Annotated in this window: 16 protein-coding genes and 3 pseudogenes; 11 read left to right on the top strand and 8 right to left on the bottom strand. The window is 52.7% G+C overall.

Features of this window, described 5'->3' with window-relative positions; translation table 11 throughout:
- Positions 1–105 precede the first annotated feature (105 nt).
- Entirely contained in the window at positions 106–1,764 is a 1,659-nt protein-coding gene (locus tag IB196_RS03125; protein ID WP_188231876.1) for a glycerone kinase, read from the top strand.
- A gap of 176 nt (positions 1,765–1,940) precedes the next feature.
- Here the strand turns inward: IB196_RS03125 and cfa are convergent, their stop codons facing one another.
- The gene (cfa, locus tag IB196_RS03120; RefSeq protein ID WP_005131429.1) at positions 1,941–3,095 is read right to left on the bottom strand and encodes a cyclopropane fatty acyl phospholipid synthase; all 1,155 of its coding nucleotides are present in this window, start codon (positions 3,093–3,095) and stop codon (positions 1,941–1,943) included.
- Between the two features lie 67 nt (positions 3,096–3,162).
- Between cfa and IB196_RS03115 the strand changes: the two genes are divergently transcribed.
- The gene (locus tag IB196_RS03115; protein WP_040230561.1) at positions 3,163–4,011 is read left to right on the top strand and encodes a helix-turn-helix transcriptional regulator; all 849 of its coding nucleotides are present in this window, start codon (positions 3,163–3,165) and stop codon (positions 4,009–4,011) included.
- Here the strand turns inward: IB196_RS03115 and IB196_RS03110 are convergent.
- Positions 4,008–4,790 (bottom strand): siderophore-interacting protein, encoded by a 783-nt coding sequence (locus IB196_RS03110; RefSeq protein ID WP_005131431.1) that lies wholly within the window; start codon positions 4,788–4,790, stop codon positions 4,008–4,010. The genes IB196_RS03115 and IB196_RS03110 overlap by 4 nt on opposite strands.
- A gap of 239 nt (positions 4,791–5,029) precedes the next feature.
- On the opposite strand from IB196_RS03110, the gene IB196_RS03105 reads away from it, so the two are divergent.
- Positions 5,030–5,650 (top strand): PadR family transcriptional regulator, encoded by a 621-nt coding sequence (locus IB196_RS03105; RefSeq protein WP_124021455.1) that lies wholly within the window; start codon positions 5,030–5,032, stop codon positions 5,648–5,650.
- Here IB196_RS03105 and IB196_RS03100 read toward each other — a convergent pair.
- Both IB196_RS03100 and IB196_RS03095 read right to left on the bottom strand, forming a co-directional pair.
- A pseudogene (locus IB196_RS03100) lies at positions 5,647–7,212 on the bottom strand (methyl-accepting chemotaxis protein). The gene IB196_RS03105 and the pseudogene IB196_RS03100 overlap by 4 nt on opposite strands.
- Before the next feature lie 318 nt (positions 7,213–7,530).
- Positions 7,531–9,051, bottom strand: coding sequence for a PAS domain-containing methyl-accepting chemotaxis protein (locus IB196_RS03095; RefSeq protein WP_048213331.1), 1,521 nt, complete (start codon positions 9,049–9,051; stop codon positions 7,531–7,533).
- Between the two features lie 430 nt (positions 9,052–9,481).
- On the opposite strand from IB196_RS03095, the gene ygjG reads away from it, so the two are divergent.
- The 3 genes and pseudogenes from ygjG (at position 9,482) to IB196_RS03080 (ending at position 13,469) form a co-directional block, all read left to right on the top strand.
- Entirely contained in the window at positions 9,482–10,861 is a 1,380-nt protein-coding gene (gene ygjG / locus IB196_RS03090) for a putrescine aminotransferase (protein ID WP_167335587.1), read from the top strand.
- Positions 10,862–10,919: 58 nt separating this feature from the next.
- Positions 10,920–11,305 (top strand): annotated as a pseudogene (locus tag IB196_RS03085) (alpha-glucosidase); the annotation flags it as partial.
- 145 nt (positions 11,306–11,450) lie between these two features.
- Entirely contained in the window at positions 11,451–13,469 is a 2,019-nt protein-coding gene (locus IB196_RS03080; RefSeq protein ID WP_040230547.1) for an NADPH-dependent 2,4-dienoyl-CoA reductase, read from the top strand.
- Positions 13,470–13,597: 128 nt separating this feature from the next.
- Here IB196_RS03080 and rlmG read toward each other — a convergent pair whose 3' ends face one another.
- Positions 13,598–14,734 carry a 23S rRNA (guanine(1835)-N(2))-methyltransferase RlmG gene (gene rlmG / locus IB196_RS03075; RefSeq protein ID WP_005131439.1) on the bottom strand — a complete coding sequence of 379 codons (1,137 nt, stop codon included), beginning with the start codon at positions 14,732–14,734 and terminating at the stop codon, positions 13,598–13,600.
- A gap of 84 nt (positions 14,735–14,818) precedes the next feature.
- Between rlmG and IB196_RS03070 the strand changes: the two genes are divergently transcribed.
- The 4 genes and pseudogenes from IB196_RS03070 to sstT form a co-directional block, all read left to right on the top strand.
- Positions 14,819–15,319, top strand: coding sequence for a M48 family metallopeptidase (locus IB196_RS03070; protein ID WP_155021876.1), 501 nt, complete (start codon positions 14,819–14,821; stop codon positions 15,317–15,319).
- A 72-nt stretch (positions 15,320–15,391) separates the two neighbouring features.
- Positions 15,392–16,390, top strand: a complete 999-nt coding sequence (locus IB196_RS03065) for a Gfo/Idh/MocA family oxidoreductase (protein ID WP_188231875.1) — start codon at positions 15,392–15,394, stop codon at positions 16,388–16,390.
- A 270-nt stretch (positions 16,391–16,660) separates the two neighbouring features.
- Positions 16,661–17,629: a TerC family protein gene (locus tag IB196_RS03060; protein WP_040230542.1), complete on the top strand. Its 969-nt coding sequence runs from the start codon at positions 16,661–16,663 to the stop codon at positions 17,627–17,629.
- A 153-nt stretch (positions 17,630–17,782) separates the two neighbouring features.
- Positions 17,783–18,366: pseudogene (gene sstT / locus IB196_RS03055) on the top strand (serine/threonine transporter SstT); the annotation flags it as partial.
- 16 nt (positions 18,367–18,382) lie between these two features.
- Here sstT and IB196_RS03050 read toward each other — a convergent pair.
- From IB196_RS03050 to uxaC, 3 genes are all read right to left on the bottom strand, one after another.
- Positions 18,383–18,937, bottom strand: coding sequence for a YgjV family protein (locus IB196_RS03050; protein ID WP_005131445.1), 555 nt, complete (start codon positions 18,935–18,937; stop codon positions 18,383–18,385).
- A 134-nt stretch (positions 18,938–19,071) separates the two neighbouring features.
- Positions 19,072–20,559, bottom strand: coding sequence for an altronate dehydratase family protein (locus tag IB196_RS03045; RefSeq protein ID WP_155021878.1), 1,488 nt, complete (start codon positions 20,557–20,559; stop codon positions 19,072–19,074).
- 15 nt (positions 20,560–20,574) lie between these two features.
- Positions 20,575–21,987: a glucuronate isomerase gene (gene uxaC / locus IB196_RS03040; protein WP_040230541.1), complete on the bottom strand. Its 1,413-nt coding sequence runs from the start codon at positions 21,985–21,987 to the stop codon at positions 20,575–20,577.
- Positions 21,988–22,461: 474 nt separating this feature from the next.
- Between uxaC and IB196_RS03035 the strand changes: the two genes are divergently transcribed.
- A complete protein-coding gene (locus IB196_RS03035) occupies positions 22,462–23,763 on the top strand; it encodes an MFS transporter (RefSeq protein ID WP_188231874.1) in 1,302 nt (433 codons plus the stop codon).
- Positions 23,764–23,854: the final 91 nt, after the last annotated feature.

Genomic DNA, 23,854 nt, shown 5'->3' with positions numbered 1-23,854 from the left:
GCCGCTGTTTTTTTCCACGCTGACTCCGCCAGAATCTCCCCATCGCCTCCGCACCATGACAATGCATTCGGGGGTTTGTCTTACACTCAACCTCGAGGAGCCGTTATGTCTCAATTCTTTTTTAATCAGCGTACCCAACTCGTTAACGACGTCATCGACGGTACGATTATCACCAGTCCGTGGAACAATCTGGCGCGTCTGGAAAGCGATCCGGCTATTCGCATCGTGGTACGTCGCGATCTCAACAAAGATAACGTGGCGGTGATCTCTGGTGGTGGCTCAGGACACGAACCCGCCCACGTTGGCTTTATCGGCAAAGGGATGTTGACCGCGGCAGTTTGTGGCGACGTGTTTGCGTCCCCGAGCGTAGATGCAGTGCTTACCGCAATCCAGGCGGTAACTGGCGAGGCTGGCTGTTTGTTGATCGTTAAAAATTACACCGGCGATCGTCTTAACTTCGGCCTCGCCGCCGAAAAAGCACGCCGCCTTGGCTATAACGTCGAAATGCTTATTGTCGGCGACGATATCTCCCTGCCGGATAACAAGCATCCTCGCGGGATTGCGGGCACTATCCTGGTACATAAAGTGGCAGGCTATTTCGCTGAACGCGGCTACAACCTCGCTACCGTCCTGCGTGAAGCGCAGTATGCAGCAAGTAACACCTTCAGCCTGGGCGTCGCCATTTCCAGTTGCCATCTGCCGCAGGAAACTGACGCCGCCCCGCGCCACCATGCGGGCCATGCCGAACTGGGCATGGGCATTCACGGCGAACCGGGTGCTTCGGTTATCAACACGCAAAACAGTGCGCAGGTGGTGGCTCTGATGGTCGATAAACTGCTGGCGACACTGCCTGAAACCGGCCGTCTGGCGGTGATGATTAATAATCTGGGCGGCGTGTCCGTTGCTGAAATGGCGATTATCACTCGTGAACTGGCAAACAGCCCACTGCATCCGCGTATCGACTGGCTGATTGGCCCGGGCTCGCTGGTCACCGCCCTGGATATGAAAGGTTTCTCGCTGACCGCCATCGTACTGGAAGAGAGCATCGAAAAAGCACTGTTAACCGAAGTAGAAACCAGCAGCTGGCCGACGCCTGTCCCACCACGCGAAATCAACTGTGTGCCGTCATCGCAGCGCAGCGCGCGTGTCGAATTCCAGCCCTCAGCCAACACGCTGGTCGCCGGGATTATTGAGCAGGTCACCGGAACACTTTCCGATCTGGAAACACACCTCAACGCGCTGGATGCCAAAGTAGGCGATGGTGATACGGGTTCAACTTTTGCCGCTGGTGCGCGTGAAATCGCTGACCTGCTGCATCGTCAGCAGCTTCCACTGGATAACCTCGCCACGCTGTTCGCCCTGATCGGCGAACGCCTGACCGTGGTGATGGGCGGGTCCAGCGGCGTACTGATGTCCATCTTCTTTACCGCCGCCGGTCAAAAGCTGGAGCAAGGGACTGATGTTGCCGAAGCCCTGAACACAGGGCTGGCGCAGATGAAGTTCTACGGTGGTGCAGACGAAGGTGACCGTACGATGATTGATGCGCTGCAACCCGCACTGACATCTCTGCTGGCACAACCGCAAAACCTGCAAGCCGCTTTTGACGCCGCACAAGCAGGCGCAGAACGTACCTGTCTGTCGAGCAAAGCCAACGCGGGTCGCGCATCATATCTCAGCGGCGAAAGCCTGCTGGGCAATATGGACCCCGGCGCGCACGCCGTCGCAATGGTATTTAAAGCGCTGGCAGAGAGTGAACTGGGATAAGCCATAAGTGCCTGATGCGCTGCGCTTATCAGGCCTACGAGTGCAAAGCTTTGTAGGCCGGATAAGGCGCTTGCGCCGCCATCCGGCGAAGATGCGCCTGATGCGCTGCGCTTATCAAGCCTACGAGTGCAAAGCTTTGTAGGCCGGATAAGGCAACGCCGCCATCCAGCTGAATATTAACGATAAACGCGAATACCGCCTTCTACGCCCCGGCTAAACAGTACTTGCCACAGCTCAATATCTCTGGCGCGGAACGCACCAGCACAAGCGCACAGGTAATAATTGAACATCCTTCTGAAGGTGGCGGAATAACGTGATGACAGTTCCGGCCATGCCTGATTAAAGCGCTCGTGCCATGCCATCAGCGTTTTATCGTAATCGCTGCCAAAGTTATGCCAGTCTTCCATCACAAACCGTGATTCGCTGGCCTCGGCAATATGGGAGATCGCCGGTAAGCAGCCGTTCGGGAAAATGTATTTATTGATCCATGGATCGACGCTCATCCCTTTTTTATTGCTACCAATGGTATGTAACAGGAACAGCCCATCCGGTTTTAAACAACGGTCGGCGATGCTGAAATAGGTGTCGTAGTTTTTCGGCCCTACGTGTTCAAACATCCCCACGGAGACAATACGATCGTAGTGTTTATCGAGGTCGCGATAATCCTGCAGCAGAATATTAACGTCCAGCCCTTCACAGCGCTGCTGCGCCATTTTCTGCTGCTCTTTGGAGATAGTGACCCCTTCTACCGCCACGCCGTAATGACGCGCCGCATATTCGGCCAGCCCGCCCCAGCCACAACCAATATCGAGTAAACGCATACCCGGTTTAAGTTGCAACTTCTCGCAGATCATTTTTAATTTGGCATTTTGCGCGTCTTCTAAGGTGGTTGCCTCTTTCCAGTAGCCACAGGAATATTGCATGTGGGGATCCAGCATGAGCGCAAAGAGATCGTTGCCAATATCGTAGTGTTCTTTACCGACAATCCACGCACGACTGCGAGACTGCAAATTAAACAGGCGGGCGCTGGCAATACGCAATATATCCTTCAGATTTCCCGGCATTTGCTGGTCGAGTTTTGCTTTCAGGATTTTGCAGAACAGAACATCGAGCCGTTCGCAATCCCACCAGCCTTCCATATAGCTTTCGCCAAGCCCTAAGGAGCCTTGTTGCAGCACCCGTTTAAAGAAACCGGCATGATGAAGCTGAATGTCCCAGGGGCGGGAACCATTGATCTGAATATCTGCTTGCTGGAGCAGCTCTTTTCCCATTCGGGTCCAGTTATCATTTGTTTCATTGACGATGACAGCATCTGAACAAAGCGTGTTCATGGTATTTACCAAAAGTGGGCTATTAATTATTACGCAAGATTATTATGGAAAAAAGAATGTATGTATTATGATTTGCGGACAAGATCTATCGAACAGCGGCCACACCACCGGGAGCATTGACGATTTATTTATGGAAACTCTCGCGCAAAAACATTGGAATTCCTTCCCGGACGATTCCATGGCAGAGCTGCCGCAGGACGTTTACTTTCGCTCTTATGTCCTTGAAGCCAACCACCATGTTCCGCAGCACTCGCACGCTTTTATGCAGTTTCATTTTGCCCGCAAAGGCAGTATGCGCATTGATGTCGCCGGCAAGTGCTGGATAATCCCCGCGCATTACGGCATCTGGATCCCCAATAATACTGAGCATGCAGTTTGGGCGCTGGATGATGTGCATTTAGAAAATCTGGATATTAAACCGGGTTTTCTCGAAGAAAGTATCCATGAGTGTAAAGTCGTGGCGATCAGTGATTTCGCCAGAGAGTTTATTCATTACGCCACAAATTCAATTTCAGGCCATTATGATAGCCAGTCAAAAGAAGGCAAACTGGTCAGTGTGCTGGTGGACATTATTCTGCAATTACCAGAGGTCGCCTTTGTATTACCCTGGCCACAGGATCGTGAATTAACCCATGTGTGCCGAACAATACAAGCGTCTCCGGCGCTGGAACATTCTGTAGAGTATTGGGCACAACATTTGGGTATGTCTGCCCGTACCTTTTCGCGTCATTTCAAAAAAGAAACCGGATTACCCTTCAGCGTCTGGAAGCAAAAAATGCGAATTCTGGAGTCTGTACTCATGCTGAAGAAAAATAAAAGCGTAACCGCCGTGGCGCTCGATGTGGGATATTCAAGCACCGCAGCGTTTAGCTATGCATTCCGCCAGGCGTTTGGCGTTTCACCGTCACATTATTAATTAACGTTCCGACGTTGATGCCAGTAAGCCGCAGCACGCACCAACTGCTGATCGAAAGCCTCAGTAGCAAAGCGGGCGCTCAGGTTTTTCACCACTTTTCCTTCGCCAGTTATCCAAATGAAATAATCCTGTGCAGGTACGATCAGCTGTGAAAGCTGATCATTCACTGCCTGTTCGTCATGGCCGACAAACCACTGAATCGTAAAACCGTCGAGATGAGCGAAATAATCCTGATACGCTGCATCGTGTACGCTGACCAGCGCCGTCACGTTTGGACGTACCGCTAAACGACCGATCGCCTCCAGCCGACGACGTAGCGCTGGCATTCCAGATTCATCACACACGTAAACCTGGTACGCATAGTCTTCTGGTACCACCAGCGAGCCACGCGGTCCGCCAATCGTCAATTTGTCACCTTCACGCGCATTCATCGCCCACGTACTCGCCACCCCGCCATCGTGGATATAAAAATCCAGCGCCAGTTCATGGCGTGCCGGGTCATACAACGGCGTGTAATCACGGGATACCGGGCGTACACCCTCTGGCCAGACAATCCCCTCATCCGTCACCACGGGTGGCACAAAGTGACTGCCCGGCTCAGGGAAAAAGACCTTGGTGTGGTCGTCAAAACCCTGTGAGCTAAAACCATCCAGAGCGTCACCGCCCAGTACAATGCGCTGGAAACCCGCGCTGATACGTTCAACCCGCAGGACGGTCAGTTCACGGAAGCGCAGCTCATTGCGAACGCGCTGTGGATAGCGTGAAGTGTTATTTGTCATTTTTTCGCCTTTGTGACAGAGATTAGATATATCTAAATAAATTTTAAATGATAATGATTGCTAGTTGAGAATATTGCAAGAACTTTTTTGATAGGGTCTGGATAGAGCATCTCAAACGCTGCAATAAAAAATAAAAACATATAAATCAATCAAATAAATTAATATCTCTGCATGGACTTGCAAATAGAAAAAATTTAGATATAAATTAGATATATCTAAACAACATCGGGAGATGAATGATGCAAGATCATCATGAAGGGTGCTGTAAACATGCGGAACACCAGCACGAAGGCTGCTGTAAGGGTGAAGAACGTCATCACGAAGGCTGTAACAAAGAACACCATCATGAGCATGGCTGCGGACACCGCCACGGCCGCGGCGGTGGTGGCGGTCGACGTCAGCGTTTCTTCGGCCACGGCGAATTACGTCTGGTGATTCTGGATATTTTGACCCGCGATGCCAGTCACGGTTATGAACTAATCAAAGCCATTGAAACATTGACTCAGGGTAATTACACCCCAAGCCCGGGCGTGATTTACCCGACACTGGATTTCTTGCAGGATCAGTCGCTTATCGCCATCCGTGACGAGGAAGGCGGACGTAAGCAAATCACAATCACGGAGCAAGGCCTGCAATGGCTGGAAGAGAACCAGGAACATCTGGAACATATCCACGAACGTATTAAAGCACGCTGTGTCGGCTTTGAATTACGCAAGAATCCACAGATGAAACGAGCACTGGAGAATTTTAAAGCCGTGCTGGATCTGCGGGTCAATCACGGTGACACCAGCGAAGCGCAAATCAAGAAGATCATCGGTATTATCGATCGCGCATCGCTGGACATCACCCAGCTTGATTAAGCAGGCTGCGCGTCCTCTTTACGCACGCGGAACACTTTAATCATCTCTTTTAAGTGTAATGCCTGTTCGTTTAATGACGCCGCTGCCGCAACGGACTCCTCTACCAGACAGGAGTTCTGTTGCGTGGTGGTGTCGATCAGGCCAATCGCACTGTTAATCTGCGAAATACCGTCCGTCTGCTCGCGGCTGGCCTGACCGATTTCCCGTAATATCACATCCATTTCTTCAACGTTAGTGACCATTCCATTGATCAACACGTTGGCTTTTTCAACCAGCACCAGTCCTTCCCGGGTCTGACTGGTGGAATCTTCAATCAGATTGCGGATCTCACTGGCAGACGATGCGCTTTTTTGCGCCAGTTGACGCACTTCTCCGGCAACTACCGCGAAACCACGCCCATGCTCACCGGCGCGTGCCGCTTCGACAGCCGCATTCAGCGCCAGGATATTGGTTTGAAAAGCAATCGAATCTATCAGGTTGATAATCTCTGACATACGGTTAGAGGTTTCATTAATCACGCGTATTTTCTGCGTCACCTGATTCATCATCTCACCGTTGTTTTTCACCACCGCCGCCGCTCCCGTAGACAGCTTCGTCGCTTCATGGGTATGGTCTGCCGTCGTTTTTACCGTCGCGGTAATTTGTTCCATCGACGCCGCCGTCTGTTCTACCGAGCTTGCCTGTTCTTCGGTACGCGCAGCCAAATCCTGATTACCCGCGACAATCTGCGCCGCCGCCGCAGAGATATTCTCGGAGCCGTTTTGCACTTCCTCGACAATCTCTAACAGTCGGGTTTTCATTGCCATCAGCGCTTGCAGCAGCACACCGGTCTCATCCTTCTGTTCCATACTGATATTGCGAGTAAGGTCGCCCTGCGCAATCGCCTCGGCAAACTGCACGGCTTCATTAAGGGGTCGGGTAATTGAGCGCACAATATACCAACCCATCACACAACCGGCGGCAATGCTAATCAGCGCCAGAGTAATCAACAGCGCACGATTGGTGTGGAAATCATATTCCACCTGAGCGCCCGCCTTCTGCATCTGGGCATCTTCAATGGCGATCAATTCCTGCACTTTTGCTTTATACGCCTGCTGCACATTCACCGTGCGGGTCATCATCTCGTGCATCGCACCGGAGCGATCGTGATTCTGCAGCGCCTGCAGAATACGGAATCGGGAAGCCAGATACTGCTCACGCACATCGCGGATATCCGCAACAATTTTTTTGGATGCATCATTGAGAGGCGCAGCACTCAGCGCATCCAGCAGAGCAGAAATTTGCTGGCTGATGGTATCGAGCTTTTTCTAGGACGCCTGGGTCCATTTGCCTTCCTCATCCAATAACATCAATTGTTGAGTACTGACAAACTCCTGAAAATTATCAATGAGCAGATTGGCTTTTACCGTAATCGGATAGTCATTGGTAATGATGTTCTGCATCCCACTGTTACTACGATCCAGACTCAACAGCGAAAGACCCGAACTCACCATCATCAGTACAATAAACAAACCAAACGCGATAAATAATTTCGAGCGAATCTTTACGTTATGCAAGAACATATTTTCTCCCTGGAGACAGTTTTCTTCAGACAGATAACCTTATCGGTCAATACCAACCTAACTTTATGATATTGATCGTTTTTTAATTTACACCAATGTTACGAAATAGTTTTTGACGATGAATCAAGCAAGACCGATCGTTATATAAGCGATATTTAACAATATTTAAAAATAGGACGCTCACGGTTAGAACGGAATAAGGAAAATAGAATCGTAATACCAAAGTGGTATTATTTAATATATGATTAACAAAAATATTACAAAAAACGCCTACCGGGGACGATAAGCGTTTGGCGGGAAAATGGAATGGGGTGAGAATTAATGCAGCACGGTCACCGCATCTTCCAGACGACCGGCACGATGTTTTACCATTGCTGAAATCTGCGCGCTCTCTTCAACCAGTTCAGCATTTTTCTGCGTAATATTGCTCAACTCATTTACGGCACGGGTCAGGCTGGAAAGCCCATCTGACTGCTCCAGCGTTGAATGGCTGATTTGAGCAATCAACTGTGTCACATTCTGGACCTGCGCCACAATATCATCCATTGTCCGCCCTGCGGCATGAACCTGATCGGAGCCGGACTGCACCTTGTCGGCGCTGGCATCAATCAGTTTACGGATATCATTTGCTGCGCTTGCACTACGACTGGCAAGATGACGCACTTCTCCCGCCACCACGGCGAATCCTTTCCCCTGCTCACCTGCCCGTGCGGCTTCAACGGCGGCGTTCAGAGCCAGAATATTTGTCTGGAAGGCGATATCGTTAATCAGGGTCGTGATAGTGCCGATCCGTTGGGTGCTGTTGGCAATATCGTCCATTGTTTTAATGACCGTATCCATCGCCTCACCGCCCTGTGTCGCCGCGCTGCTGGCGGCAATAGACAGCTTATCAGCGGCCGCAGCTGTCGCAGAGTTTTGCTTCACCGATGCCGCCATCTGATTCATGGTGGTGACCGTTTCCTGCACATTCTCTACCGTCTGCTGTGTATGCTTGTTTAAATCATCACTGCCTTTCGCCAGCGTTTCACTGTCGTTACGCACACAACTGACCTGACTCGACACGTCATGAATAAGCCAGCGGCACATTAACCCTAACTGCCCCACCGCCCGTAGCATCAGACCCAGTTCATCGCTACGGTTAAGATGGGTCACGCTGTTGCGCTCGCCAGTCGCGACTTTCAGTGCCTGCTGGGCAACATTCTCGATTGGGCGCACAATCTGCCATTCGAAAATAACCGTCGCCAGCATCATCACCAGTGCGCTCACCAACAGTTGCGGCCATTCAGCGCCCATCTGCTGTAGCGCAGTCGCCAGGATAACAAACATGAAAGCCATGACACTGCGTACCCGCCAGCGAACCGGCAGCGACGGGAGTTTACCCAACCAGCCTTTACGTACCACCAACCCCTTATGGACGCGCCGATGACAACGGCCTTCATTGAGTGCTTTATATAAGGGTTCGACCGCCGCAATTTCCGCTTCCGTCGCCCGGGTACGGATCGACATATACCCGGTTACGCGCCCTTCCCGCACCATCGGCACCGCATTGGCCCTCACCCAGTAGTGATCGCCATTCTTCCGCCGGTTTTTCACAATACCACTCCACGGTTCCCCCTGTTTCAGGGTGTACCACATATCCGCAAACGCCGCTTTCGGCATGTCCGGATGACGAACCAGGTTGTGCGGCTGAGCAAGCAATTCATTCAGCTGATAGCCGCTGACCTGGACAAAGGTATCGTTCGCATGGGTGATATAGCTTTGTAAATCGGTGGTCGACATGAGGGTGATATCATCATCCAGCGGTGTATTTTGCTGGCTAACATAGGGATGAGAAGACATGGTTGCGTCCTGTGCAGGTTATCTGGTTGTTAACTCTTTCGGCTTATGTTATTTCGGCGCTAATCTTTTTAACTTTAGTTGTTAAATTTGATTTAGATCGCAATTTGCGATTAAACCTCAAAATTTGTACGTTTTCTAATTCATTGATTTAAATTACTTTCATTACGTAACTATTCAACACACCTTCACTCTGCGCACCGCAATAGTGCAATTTTCGCCCACTTTTAGCGCAATAACGCGTTTTTCCCGTCGGTTTTACGTGCGTAAACCTGGGTAAAATATCAGCAAATGTTAATGTTTGAGATTAAATGTTGCACAAGCAAGATCTTCCCTGGTGTTTATCCCGATTTTCGTTAAGCGCGTCGGGATGGCGCAATCCCTGCAATACTTAATTCAGTATCATGTGATACGCGAGCTCCGGGAGCATATTTTGAACAGGTTACCTTCCAGCGCATCGGCTCTGGCCTGCAGCGCACACGCACTGAATCTCATCGAGAAGCGAACGCTTGATCATGAGGAAATGAAAGCACTAAACCGAGAGGTGATTGATTACTTCAAAGAACATGTCAATCCTGGGTTCTTAGAGTATAGAAAATCTGTAACTGCCGGCGGGGATTACGGAGCCGTAGAGTGGCAAGCGGGAAGCCTGAATACGCTTGTCGACACCCAGGGACAGGAGTTTGTCGATTGCCTGGGAGGTTTTGGAATTTTCAACGTGGGGCACCGTAATCCAGTAGTGGTCTCCGCCGTACAGAATCAACTCGCGAAACAACCTCTGCACAGCCAGGAATTACTTGACCCATTGCGGGCCATGCTGGCAAAAACGCTTGCTGCACTGGCACCCGGAAAGCTGAAATACAGTTTCTTCAGTAACAGCGGAACCGAGTCGGTTGAAGCGGCGCTAAAACTGGCGAAAGCGTATCAATCGCCGCGCGGTAAATTTACATTTATTGCCACCAGCGGAGCCTTCCACGGTAAATCGCTGGGGTCGCTATCCGCCACCGCTAAATCAACCTTCCGCAAACCGTTTATGCCGCTGCTGCCGGGCTTCCGCCATGTTCCTTTTGGCGATATTGATGCCATGCGCACCGTCCTGAGTGAATGCAAAAAGACCGGCGACGATGTTGCCGCTGTGATTCTGGAGCCGATCCAGGGGGAAGGAGGCGTGATCCTACCGCCGCAAGGGTATTTAACCGCGGTACGTAAACTTTGCGATGAGTTTGGCGCGCTGATGATCCTCGACGAAGTGCAAACCGGCATGGGGCGCACTGGCAAGATGTTCGCCTGCGAACATGAAAACGTGCAGCCTGACATTCTGTGTCTGGCCAAGGCGCTTGGGGGTGGCGTGATGCCAATTGGCGCGACCATTGCCACCGAAGAAGTGTTCTCCGTTCTGTTCGACAATCCTTTCCTGCATACCACCACGTTCGGTGGCAACCCGCTCTCATGCGCGGCGGCGCTGGCGACCATTAACGTCCTGCTGGAGCAAAATTTACCCGCTCAGGCAGAGCAGAAAGGCGATATGTTGTTGGATGGCTTCCGTCATCTGGCGCGTGAATATCCGGATCTGGTACACGACGTTCGCGGTAAAGGCATGCTGATGGCGATTGAGTTTGTCGATAATGAGATTGGCTACAGCTTTGCCAGTGAAATGTTCCGTCAGCGAGTGCTGGTCGCCGGAACACTGAATAACGCGAAGACGATCCGTATCGAACCGCCGTTAACGTTAACGATCGAGCAATGCGAACTGGTATTGCGATCAACCCGCAAAGCCCTGGCCGCATTACGGGTGAGCGTGGAGCAGGTATAACCACTGCCGGATGTATCTTATCCGGTCTACTAAAGGACCTCCTTTGTAGGCCGGTTAAGGACCGGAAGGCTGGTCACCGTTGTTTAACGGTGCGGCCACACAATCCCATGCGGATGCGGTAATTAGCGTGATGCTCGATCCTAAAGAGTTCAACACATATGTCCCACCTGGCTCCGCTGCACTGACCCATCCGACCTTCGGCGCGGACGCGTCTGGGTGGATCAGTTCTGGTTCGGGCTAAAAGGGATGGTGCATTATGGCTATCGCGATGAAGCATTAAAACTGGCCGATACTTTCTTCCAGCATGCCAAAGGGCTGACGGCAGAAGGCCCAATTCAGGAAAACGACAACCCGTTGACCGGCGCGCAGCAGGGCGCACCTAACTTCTGCTGGAGCGCCGCGCATCTCTACATGCTGTATAACAATTTTCTTAAACAGCAGTAACGTCGATTGGCTCTCCTGAAAAGGAGAGCCTCTTTTTTGAATCTCATCACAATCACGGCATTCCCCTTTTCCCTTTTACGCGGCGACGGCTAAATTAGTAACTCATCCGACCACATAACAATAATTTTACATACTGGACACCTTTATGAGCTATCCGTCGCTGTTCGCCCCGCTCGATTTGGGATTCACCACGCTTAAAAACCGCGTGCTGATGGGTTCAATGCATACCGGTCTGGAAGAGTATCCCGATGGTGCAGAACGGCTGGCTGCGTTCTATGCTGAACGCGCTCGTCACGGCGTAGCCCTGATTGTGACCGGAGGAATTGCGCCCGCGTTATCGGGCGTGGGTATGGAAGGCGGCGCGATGCTGAACGACACCAGCCAGCTGGCGCACCACCGTATCATTACCGATGCGGTTCACGATGAAGGCGGGAAAATTGCCCTGCAAATCCTGCACACTGGTCGCTACAGCTATCAACCGCATCTGGTTGCGCCTTCAGCCATCCAGGCCCCTATTAACCGCTTTATGCCGCATGAACTGACGCACGATGAAGTGCTGCAACTGATTGAAGATTTCGCCCATTGTGCACAGCTGGCGCGGGAGGCAGGCTACGATGGCGTCGAAGTGATGGGCTCGGAAGGTTATCTGATCAACGAATTCCTGACCCTGCGCACCAACCAGCGCGATGATGAATGGGGCGGTGACTATGCCAACCGCATGCGTTTTGCCGTGGAAGTCGTGCGGGCGGTGCGCCAGCGTGCCGGCAGTGACTTTATTATTATCTTCCGCCTGTCGATGCTCGACCTGGTGGAGCAAGGCGGAACCTTTGACGAAACCGTCCAGTTAGCTCAGGCTATAGAAGCCGCAGGCGCCACAATGATTAACACCGGCATTGGCTGGCATGAAGCGCGTATTCCCACTATCGCCACACCGGTACCCCGGGGTGCGTTTAGCTGGGTAACGCGCAAGCTGAAAGGGCACGTGACGATCCCACTGGTCACCACTAACCGCATCAACGATCCGACCGTTGCGGATGACATTCTGGCACGCGGCGATGCCGATATGGTATCGATGGCCCGGCCATTCCTTGCCGATGCTGAGCTGCTGTCAAAAGCACAAACCGGGCGAGCGGATGAGATCAATACCTGTATCGGCTGTAACCAGGCCTGCCTGGATCAGATCTTCGTCGGCAAAGTCACCTCTTGCCTGGTGAATCCGCGCGCCTGTCATGAAACCAAAATGCCGATCGTTGCGGCCACTCAGCCGAAAAATCTGGCGGTGGTCGGCGCGGGCCCTGCGGGTCTCGCTTTTGCTATTAACGCCGCCGCGCGTGGACATCATGTAACGCTGTTTGACGCGCATGGCGAGATAGGCGGGCAGTTTAATATCGCCAAACAGATCCCCGGCAAAGAAGAATTCTATGAAACCCTGCGTTACTACCGCCGGATGATCGACGTAACGGGTGTCACGCTGAAACTCAATCAGTTTGTTAGCGCCCACGAACTGCAAGCCTTTGATGAAGTGATCCTCGCCAGCGGGATCGAACCGCGCATGCCGCCGATCGAGGGGATCGATCACCCTAAAGTACTAAGTTACCTCGACGTCCTGCGCGATAAAACGCCGGTAGGGAAACGCGTGGCGATCGTTGGCTGCGGAGGGATCGGTTTTGATACCGCCATGTATCTGAGCCAGCCCGGCGATCCCACCAGCCAGAATATTGCCGAATTCTGCGTGGAATGGGGAATCGACACCAGCCTGCAACAGCCCGGCGGTTTACGTCCGGAAGGACCACATCTACTCCGCAGCCCACGCCAGATAGTGATGTTGCAGCGTAAAGCCAGTAAACCCGGGCAAGGTTTAGGTAAAACAACGGGATGGATCCACCGCGCTACCCTGCTTTCACGCGGCGTAAAAATGATCCCGGCAGTCAGTTATCAGAAAATTGATGATGATGGCTTACACGTTGTGCTGAACGGCGAACCGGTGATCTTTAACGTGGATCACGTGGTGATTTGCGCCGGACAAGAGCCACGCCGTGAACTGGTCGATCCGCTGCACGCGGCAGGTAAAACGGTGCATCTGATCGGGGGGTGTGACGTGGCGATGGAGCTGGATGCCCGACGCGCTATTGCGCAGGGGACCCGCTTAGCGCTGGAGATTTAACACGTTGTATCCCGTAGGTCGGATAAGGCAACTGCTCACATCTTTGCCTGATGGCGCTACGCTTATCAGGCCTACGAGGCAGCTCGTGTAGGCCGGATAAGGCGTTAGCCGCCATCCGGCACACGCGATTAGCGGCGGCGACCCGTTTTGATCGCTTTCAGCACCACAAACTTATTGTTGGTGGCGATGGTCACGCAGTTGCCAAAAATCTTCTTCAGCTTGTGGAAGTAATCGAGGTGGCGGTTGGCCACGATGTACAATTCACCATTGATTTTCAGGCAGCGACGCGCGTGGTGGAACATCTCCCAGGCGATGTTATCGGTCAGCGCATGTTTCTGATGGAACGGCGGGTTACACAACACGGCGTTAAAGCGGAAAGGCTCCACGCCAGACAACGCGTTGTTGATCATAAACTCGCAGCGATCCAACGCTTCCGGCATGTTGCTTTCGACGTTCAGACGGCTTGATGCCACCGCCATCGGTGATTCATCCACAAACACCACGCTGGCTTGCGGGTTCTTCTCCAGCAAAGTCAGGCCAATCACACCGTTGCCACAACCGAGATCGACAATCTCCCCTTCCAGATTTTCCGGCAGATGCTCAATAAAAAAGCGCGCGCCGATATCCAGCCCGGTACGGGAGAAGACGTTGGCGTGGTTATGGATAGTCCAGTCGGTACCTTCCAGTTTCCAGCTCAGCGTCTGCAAGGCATCAGCCAGTTCTGGATTACTGAAAGTGCAGTTAATCAGACGGGCTTTTTTCCACGCCAGCGTGGTGGTGGTTGGACCTAGCACCTTTTCAAACAACTCCAGCGTCGAGGTATGCACATCGCGCGCCTTCGCCCCGGCGATGATGCGCGTTTGTGGCGTTACCACTTCGCGCAGAGCACGCAGTTGCTGCTCCAGCAGCGCCATGGTTTTTGGCAGCTTAATCAGCACCACGCCCGGCGCCTGCGGATATTCAGCGGTGCTGTCGAGGAATTTGACGCTCGACTCGGCAATATCGTTGTGACGCAGGTTCTCACGTGTGGCAAGCTCGCTGAGATAGGAGTCGCCAATGCTGTACGGCGTATGTTCCGCCAGCGCACAGCCCAGCGCACCGAAGGTATCATTCAGGAGAAGCACCGGGCCGCTAATCTCGGTATCGTCCAGCTGTTGCAGCAGATATTCATCTGCAGCTTCCCACGCCAGCAGCGGGTTAACGTCATCCGTTTCCGGGAAACGTTTAAGTGACAGCGAACGGAAACCGTTGTCTATGTGGCTCATCGGCCCTCCTGAATGGTAAAATTTCGGCGTATCCCTGAAAAGGGTGCGTGAGTATACACTTTTTATACTTTATATGGGGCACTAATGAGTCAGTTGACCTATCTGCAAGGCTACCCGGAAAATTTACTTTCCCAGGTTCGTACGCTGATTGCTGAACAGCGTCTGGGGGCGGTGCTGGAAAAACGTTATCCCGGTACGCATGACTTCGCGACCGACAAAGCGCTCTGGCAATATACCCAGGATCTGAAAAATCAGTTTCTGCGTAACGCCCCGCCGCTGAATAAAGTCATGTATGACAGTAAGATACACGTGCTGAAAAATGCGCTGGGACTGCATACCGCCGTCTCTCGCGTGCAGGGTGGCAAGCTCAAAGCCAAAGCGGAGATCCGCGTCGCTACCGTGTTCCGTTCTGCGCCTGAACCTTTTTTACGCATGATCGTCGTACATGAACTGGCGCATCTGAAAGAAAAAGAGCACGACAAAGCGTTTTATCAGTTGTGCTGCCATATGGAACCGCAATACCACCAGTTGGAGTTTGATACCCGCCTGTGGCTCACGCAACAATCGTTAAAGCAAACTGCGTAGTCGCGCACTGGCTTTGTCTTCAGGGCATGCTAAATTGACGAAAGAATCCCTTTTCGCAGCCTGAAGGCCTTTATGATACGTTTCGCAGTAATTGGCACAAACTGGATCACCCGCCAGTTTGTCGATGCCGCCCATGAAACCGGCAAGTATAAGTTAACCGCAGTGTATTCCCGTAGCCTTGAACAGGCACAGACCTTCGCCAATGATTATCCCGTCGAGCATCTGTTTACCTCGCTGGAGGCAATGGCGCAAAGCAACGCGATTGATGCCGTTTACATTGCCAGCCCGAACTCTCTGCACTTCCCGCAGACAACGCTGTTTCTACAGCACAAAAAGCATGTCATTTGCGAGAAACCGCTGGCCTCAAACCTGGCGCAAGCCGAAGCCGCTATCGCCTGCGCGCGCGAAAATCAGGTGGTGCTGTTTGAAGCGTTTAAGACCGCCAGCCTGCCTAATTTCCTGCTATTACAGCAATCACTCCCCAAAATTGGGCGAGTCAGGAAAGCGCTGATCAATTACTGCCAGTATTCTTCACGTTATCAGCGTTATCTGGACGGTGAAAATCCCAATACGTTTAATCCGGCGTTTTCTAACGGTTCAATTATGGATATCGGCTTTTACTGTCTGGCCGCTGCGGTTGCGCTCTGGGGTGAACCACTGAGCGTTCAGGCAAGTGCCAGCCTGCTGGAAAGCGGCGTCGATGCCCACGGCGTGGTGGTACTGAATTACGGCGATTTTAGCGTCACGTTGCAGCACTCGAAAGTCAGTGATTCCGTACTGGCCAGCGAAATTCAGGGCGAATCAGGGTCACTGGTTATCGAGAAGATTTCCGAGTGTCAGAAAGTGTGCTTTATTCCGCGCGGTGGCAAAACGCAGGATCTTACGGTGCCTCAGCACATCAATACTATGCTTTATGAGGCAGAGGCTTTTGCTCATCTGGTTGAATCCGGCGAAGTGGATCATCCGGCACTGGCCGTCAGTCGTATTACCGCCAAACTGCAAACGGAGATTCGCCGCCAGACCGGCGTTATTTTCCCCGCAGATGATGCACAGATACCGCTGACCGCGTAAAAGTATGTAAAATGAATGTTGCAGGCCATTGACTGAAGGCATGGCCTGTAATATTTTGTAACCCGCAAAGGGGAGTAACTTCGTTGTCGGTTGATCGTCATTACGATGTGTGAAAAACCACATCCGGTCACCGGGCGATAACAAAGGAATACGACAGCGTATTCCTTTGTTGTTGTAAGTGAGACCTTGCCGAATGGCAAGGTCTATGCATAAAAAGCAGCGGCTAACGTCATTCGGCGTTGGCCGTTTTTTTATGCATGGGGAAATAAAATGAATACTGTCGGCACACCGTTGTTATGGGGTGGCTTCGCTGTTGTGGTGGTCATTATGCTGGCCATCGACCTGCTGCTACAGGGTCGTCGTGGCGCACATACGATGTCGATGAAACAGGCCGCGGCCTGGTCAATCATCTGGGTAACGTTGTCGTTGCTGTTTAACGCGGCATTCTGGTGGTACCTGGCTGAGACTCAGGGCCGTGCCGTTGCCGACCCGCAGGCGCTGGCGTTCCTTACCGGCTATTTAATTGAAAAATCGCTGGCGGTAGATAACGTCTTTGTCTGGCTGATGCTGTTCAGCTACTTCTCCGTACCGCCTGCATTGCAGCGTCGGGTACTGGTGTATGGCGTGCTGGGAGCGATTGTTCTGCGTACGATCATGATCTTCGCTGGCACCTGGCTTATCACCCAGTTTGAGTGGCTGCTGTACGTGTTCGGCGCGTTCCTGCTGTTTACCGGCGTGAAAATGGCGCTGGCAAAAGAGGATGAATCAGGCATTGGCGACAAACCGCTGGTACGCTGGCTGCGTAGCCATTTACGTATGACCGATACTATCGAAAACGAGCACTTCTTCGTGCGTAAGAACGGCCTGCTGTTTGTCACGCCGCTGATGCTGGTGTTGATTCTGGTTGAGCTAAGCGACGTGATTTTCGCCGTCGACAGTATTCCGGCAATCTTTGCCGTCACCACCGACCCGTTCATCGTACTGACCTCGAACCTGTTCGCTATTTTGGGTCTGCGTGCGATGTACTTCCTGTTGGCAGGTGTGGCAGAGCGTTTCTCCATGCTGAAATATGGTTTGTCGATCATCCTGGTGTTTATCGGTATCAAGATGCTGATCGTCGATTTCTACCATATCCCGATCGCTATCTCGTTAGGTGTGGTCTTCGGTATTCTGTTTGTGACGCTGGTTGTGAACGCGTGGGTCAACCACCAGCACGATAAAAAGCAGCAAATACAGTAACTTTTACTTAGCGAGTTGATAAAGCCCGACCGCACATTGCGTGCGTCGGGCTTTTTGCTGGGTATGTCAAAACAATGTTAATATAAAGTTATAAAATATAATCTGAGCGCGGAAATCAGGATTTTTATCTCCCCGAAACGGCATCTTTCCTTGCTGTGGGGCTACGCGCAACTGCTGGCCGTACTGGTTGGCTGTATGCTGCTGGTGGCGCTGGTGGTCAACCCGCTGCTGGTATTCTGGAAAATTCGCCGTAACCCGTATCCGCTGGTGCTGGCCTGTCTGCGCGAAAGCGGCGTGTACGCTTTCTTTACCCGCAGCTCTGCCGCCAACATTCCGGTGAATATGGCGCTGTGTGAGAAGCTGAATCTGGACCATGATACCTACTCGGTATCTATCCCGCTGGGCGCCACCATCAATATGGCGGGCGCGGCGATCACCATTACCGTACTGACGCTGGCGGCCGTGAATACGCTGGGCATTCCGGTCGATTTACCGACGGCGCAGTTACTGAGCGTGGTGGCGTCGCGGGGGGCTCTCTGCTGTTAATTCCGCTGGCGTGCAATATGTTTGGTATCCCGAATGACATCGCCATGCAAGTGGTGGCCGTTGGCTTTATCATCGGCGTATTGCAGGATTCCTGTGAAACGGCGCTGAACTCTTCTACTGACGTGCTGTTTACCGCGGCGGCCTGCCAGGCTGAAGATGAACGTCTGGCAAATAACGCCTTGCGCGGCTAATCGTTTCTCCCCTCCGTCAGCGGGCGGAGGGGTTCTCTTGCTGTACGCTTTTTTCAATTTTGAACGGATCAATTCCGCGTTTTTGCATGCGCCTGAAGCGGATAATGTTCAGGCCGTTCATCACCAAAAAGCTGCCTTCGATCATCGTCCCGCCAATCGATCCTAACCAGAAATTATGAACAACCCAGCAGGCGGTTGCGCACCACATTACGCAGCGCACGGTTAACCCCTGGCAGCGAAACAGTGCCCAGGTGCTGGCCAGCGTGCCGATTATCGGCAACAGCTCCATCGCATGCTGCAATTTTGCCAGCCCAAGAACCAGCGTGAGGACAATAAAAACGGTCATGACCCACAGCTTGCGGGTATGCATTGAGACGAGTGTGCGGATGGTGTTGAGCTCAGCGCTCATTCCCGCGGGCCAGGCGCCCATCAGAAAAAAATGCACGCCGATAGTGGCGCTGTAAACGGCGAGTTGCAGCCGAAACCGGCGCTCATCACGATTGAAAAAGGTGGTAATGCCGATCAGAAAGGCGATGACACCTACGCCCTGGGCCAGCCAATACGCGGTCATGCAAGCAACCCCAACTCCATTTTGTAGGCCGGATAAGGCGTGTTCGCCGCCATCCGGCAACGGTTTGTGCCTGATGGCGCTACGCTTATCAGGCCTACGATTTGCGCAGACCTGCAGGCTCCATCAGGCATTTATTACAGCGTCACTCCCGACTTAAACAGCGCCAGTTCGCGGAAATCGTTGCGCTCGTTGCAGGTTTGCTTACCGTTGGTGAACTCAACGATGGTATCGACAAACTCGTTCAGCAGTTGCGGCATCGCTTTACCGTGGATTAGCTGCCCGGCATCAAAATCGATCCAATGCTTTTTCTTCGCGGCCAGCTCGCTGTTGGTCGCGATTTTCACCGTCGGTACAAAACCGCCGTACGGTGTACCGCGTCCGGTACTGAACAACACCATATGACAGCCGGCCCCCGCCAGCGCACTGGTCGCTACGGCATCATTACCCGGAGCACTTAACAGATTCAGACCTGGCGTTTTCAGGCGTTCGCCGTAGCGCAGTACATCAACAACTTTGCTGGAACCCGCTTTCTGTGTACATCCCAGCGATTTATCTTCCAGCGTGGTGATGCCACCCGCTTTGTTCCCCGGCGATGGATTCTCGTAGATCGGCTGGTCGTGGGCAATAAAGTACTGCTTAAAGTCATTGACCATGGTAACCAATTTGCCAAAGGTTTCTTCATCGCGGCAGTGATCCATCAGCAACTGCTCGGCGCCGAACATTTCCGGCACTTCGGTCAGCACGGTAGTTCCGCCGTTCGCAATCACGTAGTCAGAGAAACGCCCCAGCATCGGATTAGCGGTGATCCCAGACAAGCCGTCAGATCCGCCGCATTCCAGACCAAACTTCAGCTCACCCAGCTTACCCGGCTCACGCTTATCGTTACGCATCACGTTGTACAACTGATGGAGATGTTCGATCCCCGCTTCCACTTCATCTTCCTGGTGCTGGCAGACCATAAAGTGAACGCGATCAGGATCATACTCCCCTAACGTTTCGCGGAAGGCATCAACCTGGTTGTTTTCACAACCGAGGCCAACCACCAGCACCGCCCCCGCATTCGGGTGACGCACCATGTTTTGCAGCATGGTGCGGGTGTTAATGTGGTCGTCACCCAATTGCGAGCAGCCATAGGTGTGACTGAAGAGATGCACGCCGTCGATACCTTCAGCGTCGTGGGTCTCTTTCAAAAAGCGGTTCTGCATCTGACGCGCCATGGCATTCACGCAGCCGACGGTCGGCAGGATCCACAGTTCGTTACGCACCCCAACGTCACCGTTCGCGCGGCGATAAATCTGCACATCGCGATCGGCAGGCTGCGCGACTTCCGCCTGGAAATCAGGTTGGTAGCGATACGTGTCCAGGTCGCTCAGATTCGTGCGCGTGTTGTGAGCATGAATGTGCTCACCCGCAGCGACATCAACCAGCGTATGACCGATTGGCAAACCGTATTTAATGACGTTTTCACCTTTCGCGATACCGCGTAAAGCGAATTTATGGCCACGAGTCACCGCCTGGCGCAGAGTGACCACCTGCCCGTCAACGGTGACGTCGGTTCCTTCTGCCAAATCAGCAAGCGCAACTGCGACGTTATCCAGCGCATGGATCTTGATGTATTGCATACCTTCACCCGGGCCTTAGTTCAGTTCAATGGCGAAGTAATCACGCGCATTGTTGAAGCAAATATTTCTCACCATTTCACCCAGCAGCTGGATGTCGGCAGGCGCTTCACCTGCGGCAACCCAGCGACCAATCATCTGACACAGGATGCGACGGAAGTATTCATGGCGGGTGTAGGACAGGAAGCTACGGCTATCAGTCAGCATGCCGACGAAACGGCTCAGCAGCCCGAGCTGCGCCAGCTGCGTCATCTGACGTTCCATCCCGTCTTTCTGATCGTTGAACCACCAGCCGGAACCGAACTGCATTTTGCCCGGCATACCTTCGCCCTGGAAGTTACCGATCATAGTCCCCAGCACTTCGTTATCGCGCGGGTTCAGGCAGTACAGGATGGTTTTCGGCAGCAGGTTTTGTTCATTCTGCTTGCTCAACAGTTTGGACAGCTCTTCCGCCATCGGACGGTCGTTGATGGAGTCAAAGCCGACGTCCGCACCCAGCAGCTTGAACTGACGCAGGTTGTTATTACGCAGCGCGCCGATGTGGTACTGCTGTACCCATTCGCGACGCGCGTATTCTGCGCCGAGGAACACCAGCACGGCAGTTTTGAACTGGGCGACTTCGTGCTCGCTCAGGGTTTCACCGGCCAGGCGACGGGCCAGGATGTTATCCAGTTCAGCTTCGTTAGACTCGGCAAACAACACCACATCCAGCGCATGGTCAGAGACTTTACAACCGTGCGCAGCAAAGTGATCCAGACGCTTGGTCAGTGCGGTTTGCAGGTCGGTAAAGCGGCGGATCTCGGTGTCAGAAACTTCACCCAGCTTCGCCATGTAATCGTTAAAGGTCGCCAGTTCAATGTTGAAAGCTTTATCCGGACGCCAGCTTGGCAGCACTTTGATAGCAAAGGTGCTGTCTTTCGCGACCGCAGCGTGATGCTCCAGAGAATCGATCGGGTCATCGGTGGTACCGACCATTTTCACATTCATCTGCTGCATGATTCCACGTGCGGAAAACCGATCCTGCGCCAGCAATTCGTTGCACTGATTCCAGATTTCATCGGCAGTTGCAGGTGACAACAGCTTACCTGTAATACCAAATGGGCGACGCAGTTCAAGATGCGTCCAGTGGTAGAGCGGGTTACCGATGGTGTGTGGGACCGTCGCGGCCCATGCTTCAAACTTCTCGCGATCGGACGCATCACCGGTACACAAGCGTTCAGCGACGCCGTTAGTACGCATGGCGCGCCATTTGTAGTGATCGCCTTTCAGCCAGATGTCATACAGGTTGTTAAAACGGTAGTTATCCGCGATTTGTTGCGGCGGCAAATGGCAGTGGTAGTCGAAGATTGGCTGGTCTTTGGCGTAATCATGATACAGACGACGGGCAAATTCGGTGTCCAGCAGGAAATCTTCAGTCATAAACGGGGTCATTATCGTCTTCCTCTCAGCGAGTGCGTCAGATTGCTTATGTTTTGATGTTGTCAAAGTTATCACACCAATTTCCATACACCGAAGATATTTTCGTGAGTTAGATCAACAAATGATAACAAAAAAATTACTCTCAAAGAGGTAAAACTCACGGCAAGCCGCGCCAGCACTGGCTTTGCTGAATCGAATTAATGACCACACGAAGATTCACACTTTTGTGATGGCACTCACCTTTTAAAGCTGTATGACAAGTTATCTTTTTGCCGTCGCGATACATAGGCCGACGGAATGCAAATTACCGATGGTCCACCATCGGATTGACCGGTATGGAAACCGAATTAGCACAATCATTGACATGGCAAAGTTCGGGGCAGTGCCGGTTTTTTTTCGGTCACGCCCTTCGTAAAAGAACATCCTCCGCCCTGGACTGGACGATGACCGCTCGTTAGCGGACATAACAAAACGATGAGGTTTTACATGCGTAAAATTAAAGGGTTACGTTGGTACATGATCGCACTGGTGACGCTTGGCACCGTGCTGGGTTACCTGACACGTAACACTGTGGCGGCAGCTGCGCCAACTCTGATGGAAGAGTTACACATCTCCACTCAACAGTATTCCTATATCATCGCAGCGTATTCTGCTGCTTACACCGTAATGCAACCCGTTGCTGGCTACGTGCTGGATGTGCTCGGCACCAAAGTAGGCTACGCGATGTTCGCCGTTCTGTGGGCCGTCTTCTGTGGTGCCACGGCGCTGGCTGGTAGCTGGGGTGGACTGGCACTGGCACGAGGCGCAGTCGGTGCCGCAGAAGCCGCGATGATCCCTGCGGGTCTGAAAGCCAGTTCAGAATGGTTCCCGGCAAAAGAGCGTTCTATTGCCGTAGGTTACTTTAACGTCGGCTCTTCTATTGGCGCGATGATCGCTCCGCCGCTGGTCGTGTGGGCTATCGTCATGCACAGCTGGCAGATGGCGTTTATTATTTCTGGTGCCCTGAGCTTCATCTGGGCGATGTCCTGGCTTGTCTTCTATAAACACCCGCGCGACCAGAAAAAACTGTCTGACGAAGAGCGTGATTACATCCTTAACGGTCAGGAATCGCAGCATAAAAACAGCACAGCGAAGAAAATGTCGCTTGGCCAGATCCTGCGTAACCGCCAGTTCTGGGGTATCGCACTGCCACGTTTTCTGGCAGAACCAGCCTGGGGGACATTCAACGCCTGGATCCCGCTGTTCATGTTTAAAGTCTACGGCTTTAACCTGAAAGAGATTGCGATGTTCGCGTGGATGCCAATGCTGTTTGCTGACATGGGCTGTATCATCGGGGGTTACTTACCGCCGCTGTTCCAGCGCTGGTTCGGCGTAAACCTGATCGTGTCCCGTAAAATGGTCGTCACCATGGGTGCACTGCTGATGATTGGCCCAGGGATGATTGGTCTGTTCACCAGCCCGTATATTGCTATTGCCCTGCTGTGCGTCGGTGGTTTTGCTCACCAGGCACTGTCTGGCGCGCTGATTACGCTCTCTTCTGACGTATTTGGCCGCAATGAGGTCGCGACCGCTAACGGCCTGACGGGGATGTCAGCCTGGCTGGCGAGTACTCTGTTTGCCCTGGTCGTTGGCGCCCTGGCTGATACCATCGGTTTCAGCCCGCTGTTCGCCGTACTGGCAATATTCGACCTGCTCGGTGCGTTAGTCATCTGGACGGTACTGCAGAACAAATCGGCCAGCGAGATTGATTCAGATCCGCAAACCGGCTCTCCCGCCACGCAAAATTAACCTGACGCTAGTCGTCATGGGTATATAATGCAGAGCCGCCAGTTAACTGGCGGCTTTTTTGTCGGTGCGAGTAGAGCCGCCATCGCAAAAG

Source organism: Citrobacter sp. C6_1 (assembly GCF_014596835.2).
Taxonomy (GTDB): domain Bacteria; phylum Pseudomonadota; class Gammaproteobacteria; order Enterobacterales; family Enterobacteriaceae; genus Citrobacter; species Citrobacter pasteurii.
This window is presented reverse-complemented; position numbering and strand designations above follow the sequence as displayed.

Coding starts and splice junctions, on each gene's coding strand:
- IB196_RS03105 (WP_124021455.1), top strand. CDS start 5,030: ATGCAAGATCATCATGAAGGGTGCTGTAAACATGCGGAACACCAGCAC.
- IB196_RS03065 (WP_188231875.1), top strand. CDS start 15,392: ATGATACGTTTCGCAGTAATTGGCACAAACTGGATCACCCGCCAGTTT.
- IB196_RS03050 (WP_005131445.1), bottom strand. CDS start 18,937: ATGACCGCGTATTGGCTGGCCCAGGGCGTAGGTGTCATCGCCTTTCTG.
- IB196_RS03095 (WP_048213331.1), bottom strand. CDS start 9,051: ATGTCTTCTCATCCCTATGTTAGCCAGCAAAATACACCGCTGGATGAT.
- IB196_RS03110 (WP_005131431.1), bottom strand. CDS start 4,790: ATGACAAATAACACTTCACGCTATCCACAGCGCGTTCGCAATGAGCTG.
- cfa (WP_005131429.1), bottom strand. CDS start 3,095: ATGAACACGCTTTGTTCAGATGCTGTCATCGTCAATGAAACAAATGAT.
- rlmG (WP_005131439.1), bottom strand. CDS start 14,734: ATGAGCCACATAGACAACGGTTTCCGTTCGCTGTCACTTAAACGTTTC.
- IB196_RS03115 (WP_040230561.1), top strand. CDS start 3,163: ATGATTTGCGGACAAGATCTATCGAACAGCGGCCACACCACCGGGAGC.
- IB196_RS03080 (WP_040230547.1), top strand. CDS start 11,451: ATGAGCTATCCGTCGCTGTTCGCCCCGCTCGATTTGGGATTCACCACG.
- IB196_RS03045 (WP_155021878.1), bottom strand. CDS start 20,559: ATGCAATACATCAAGATCCATGCGCTGGATAACGTCGCAGTTGCGCTT.
- IB196_RS03035 (WP_188231874.1), top strand. CDS start 22,462: ATGCGTAAAATTAAAGGGTTACGTTGGTACATGATCGCACTGGTGACG.
- IB196_RS03070 (WP_155021876.1), top strand. CDS start 14,819: ATGAGTCAGTTGACCTATCTGCAAGGCTACCCGGAAAATTTACTTTCC.
- uxaC (WP_040230541.1), bottom strand. CDS start 21,987: ATGACCCCGTTTATGACTGAAGATTTCCTGCTGGACACCGAATTTGCC.
- IB196_RS03060 (WP_040230542.1), top strand. CDS start 16,661: ATGAATACTGTCGGCACACCGTTGTTATGGGGTGGCTTCGCTGTTGTG.
- IB196_RS03125 (WP_188231876.1), top strand. CDS start 106: ATGTCTCAATTCTTTTTTAATCAGCGTACCCAACTCGTTAACGACGTC.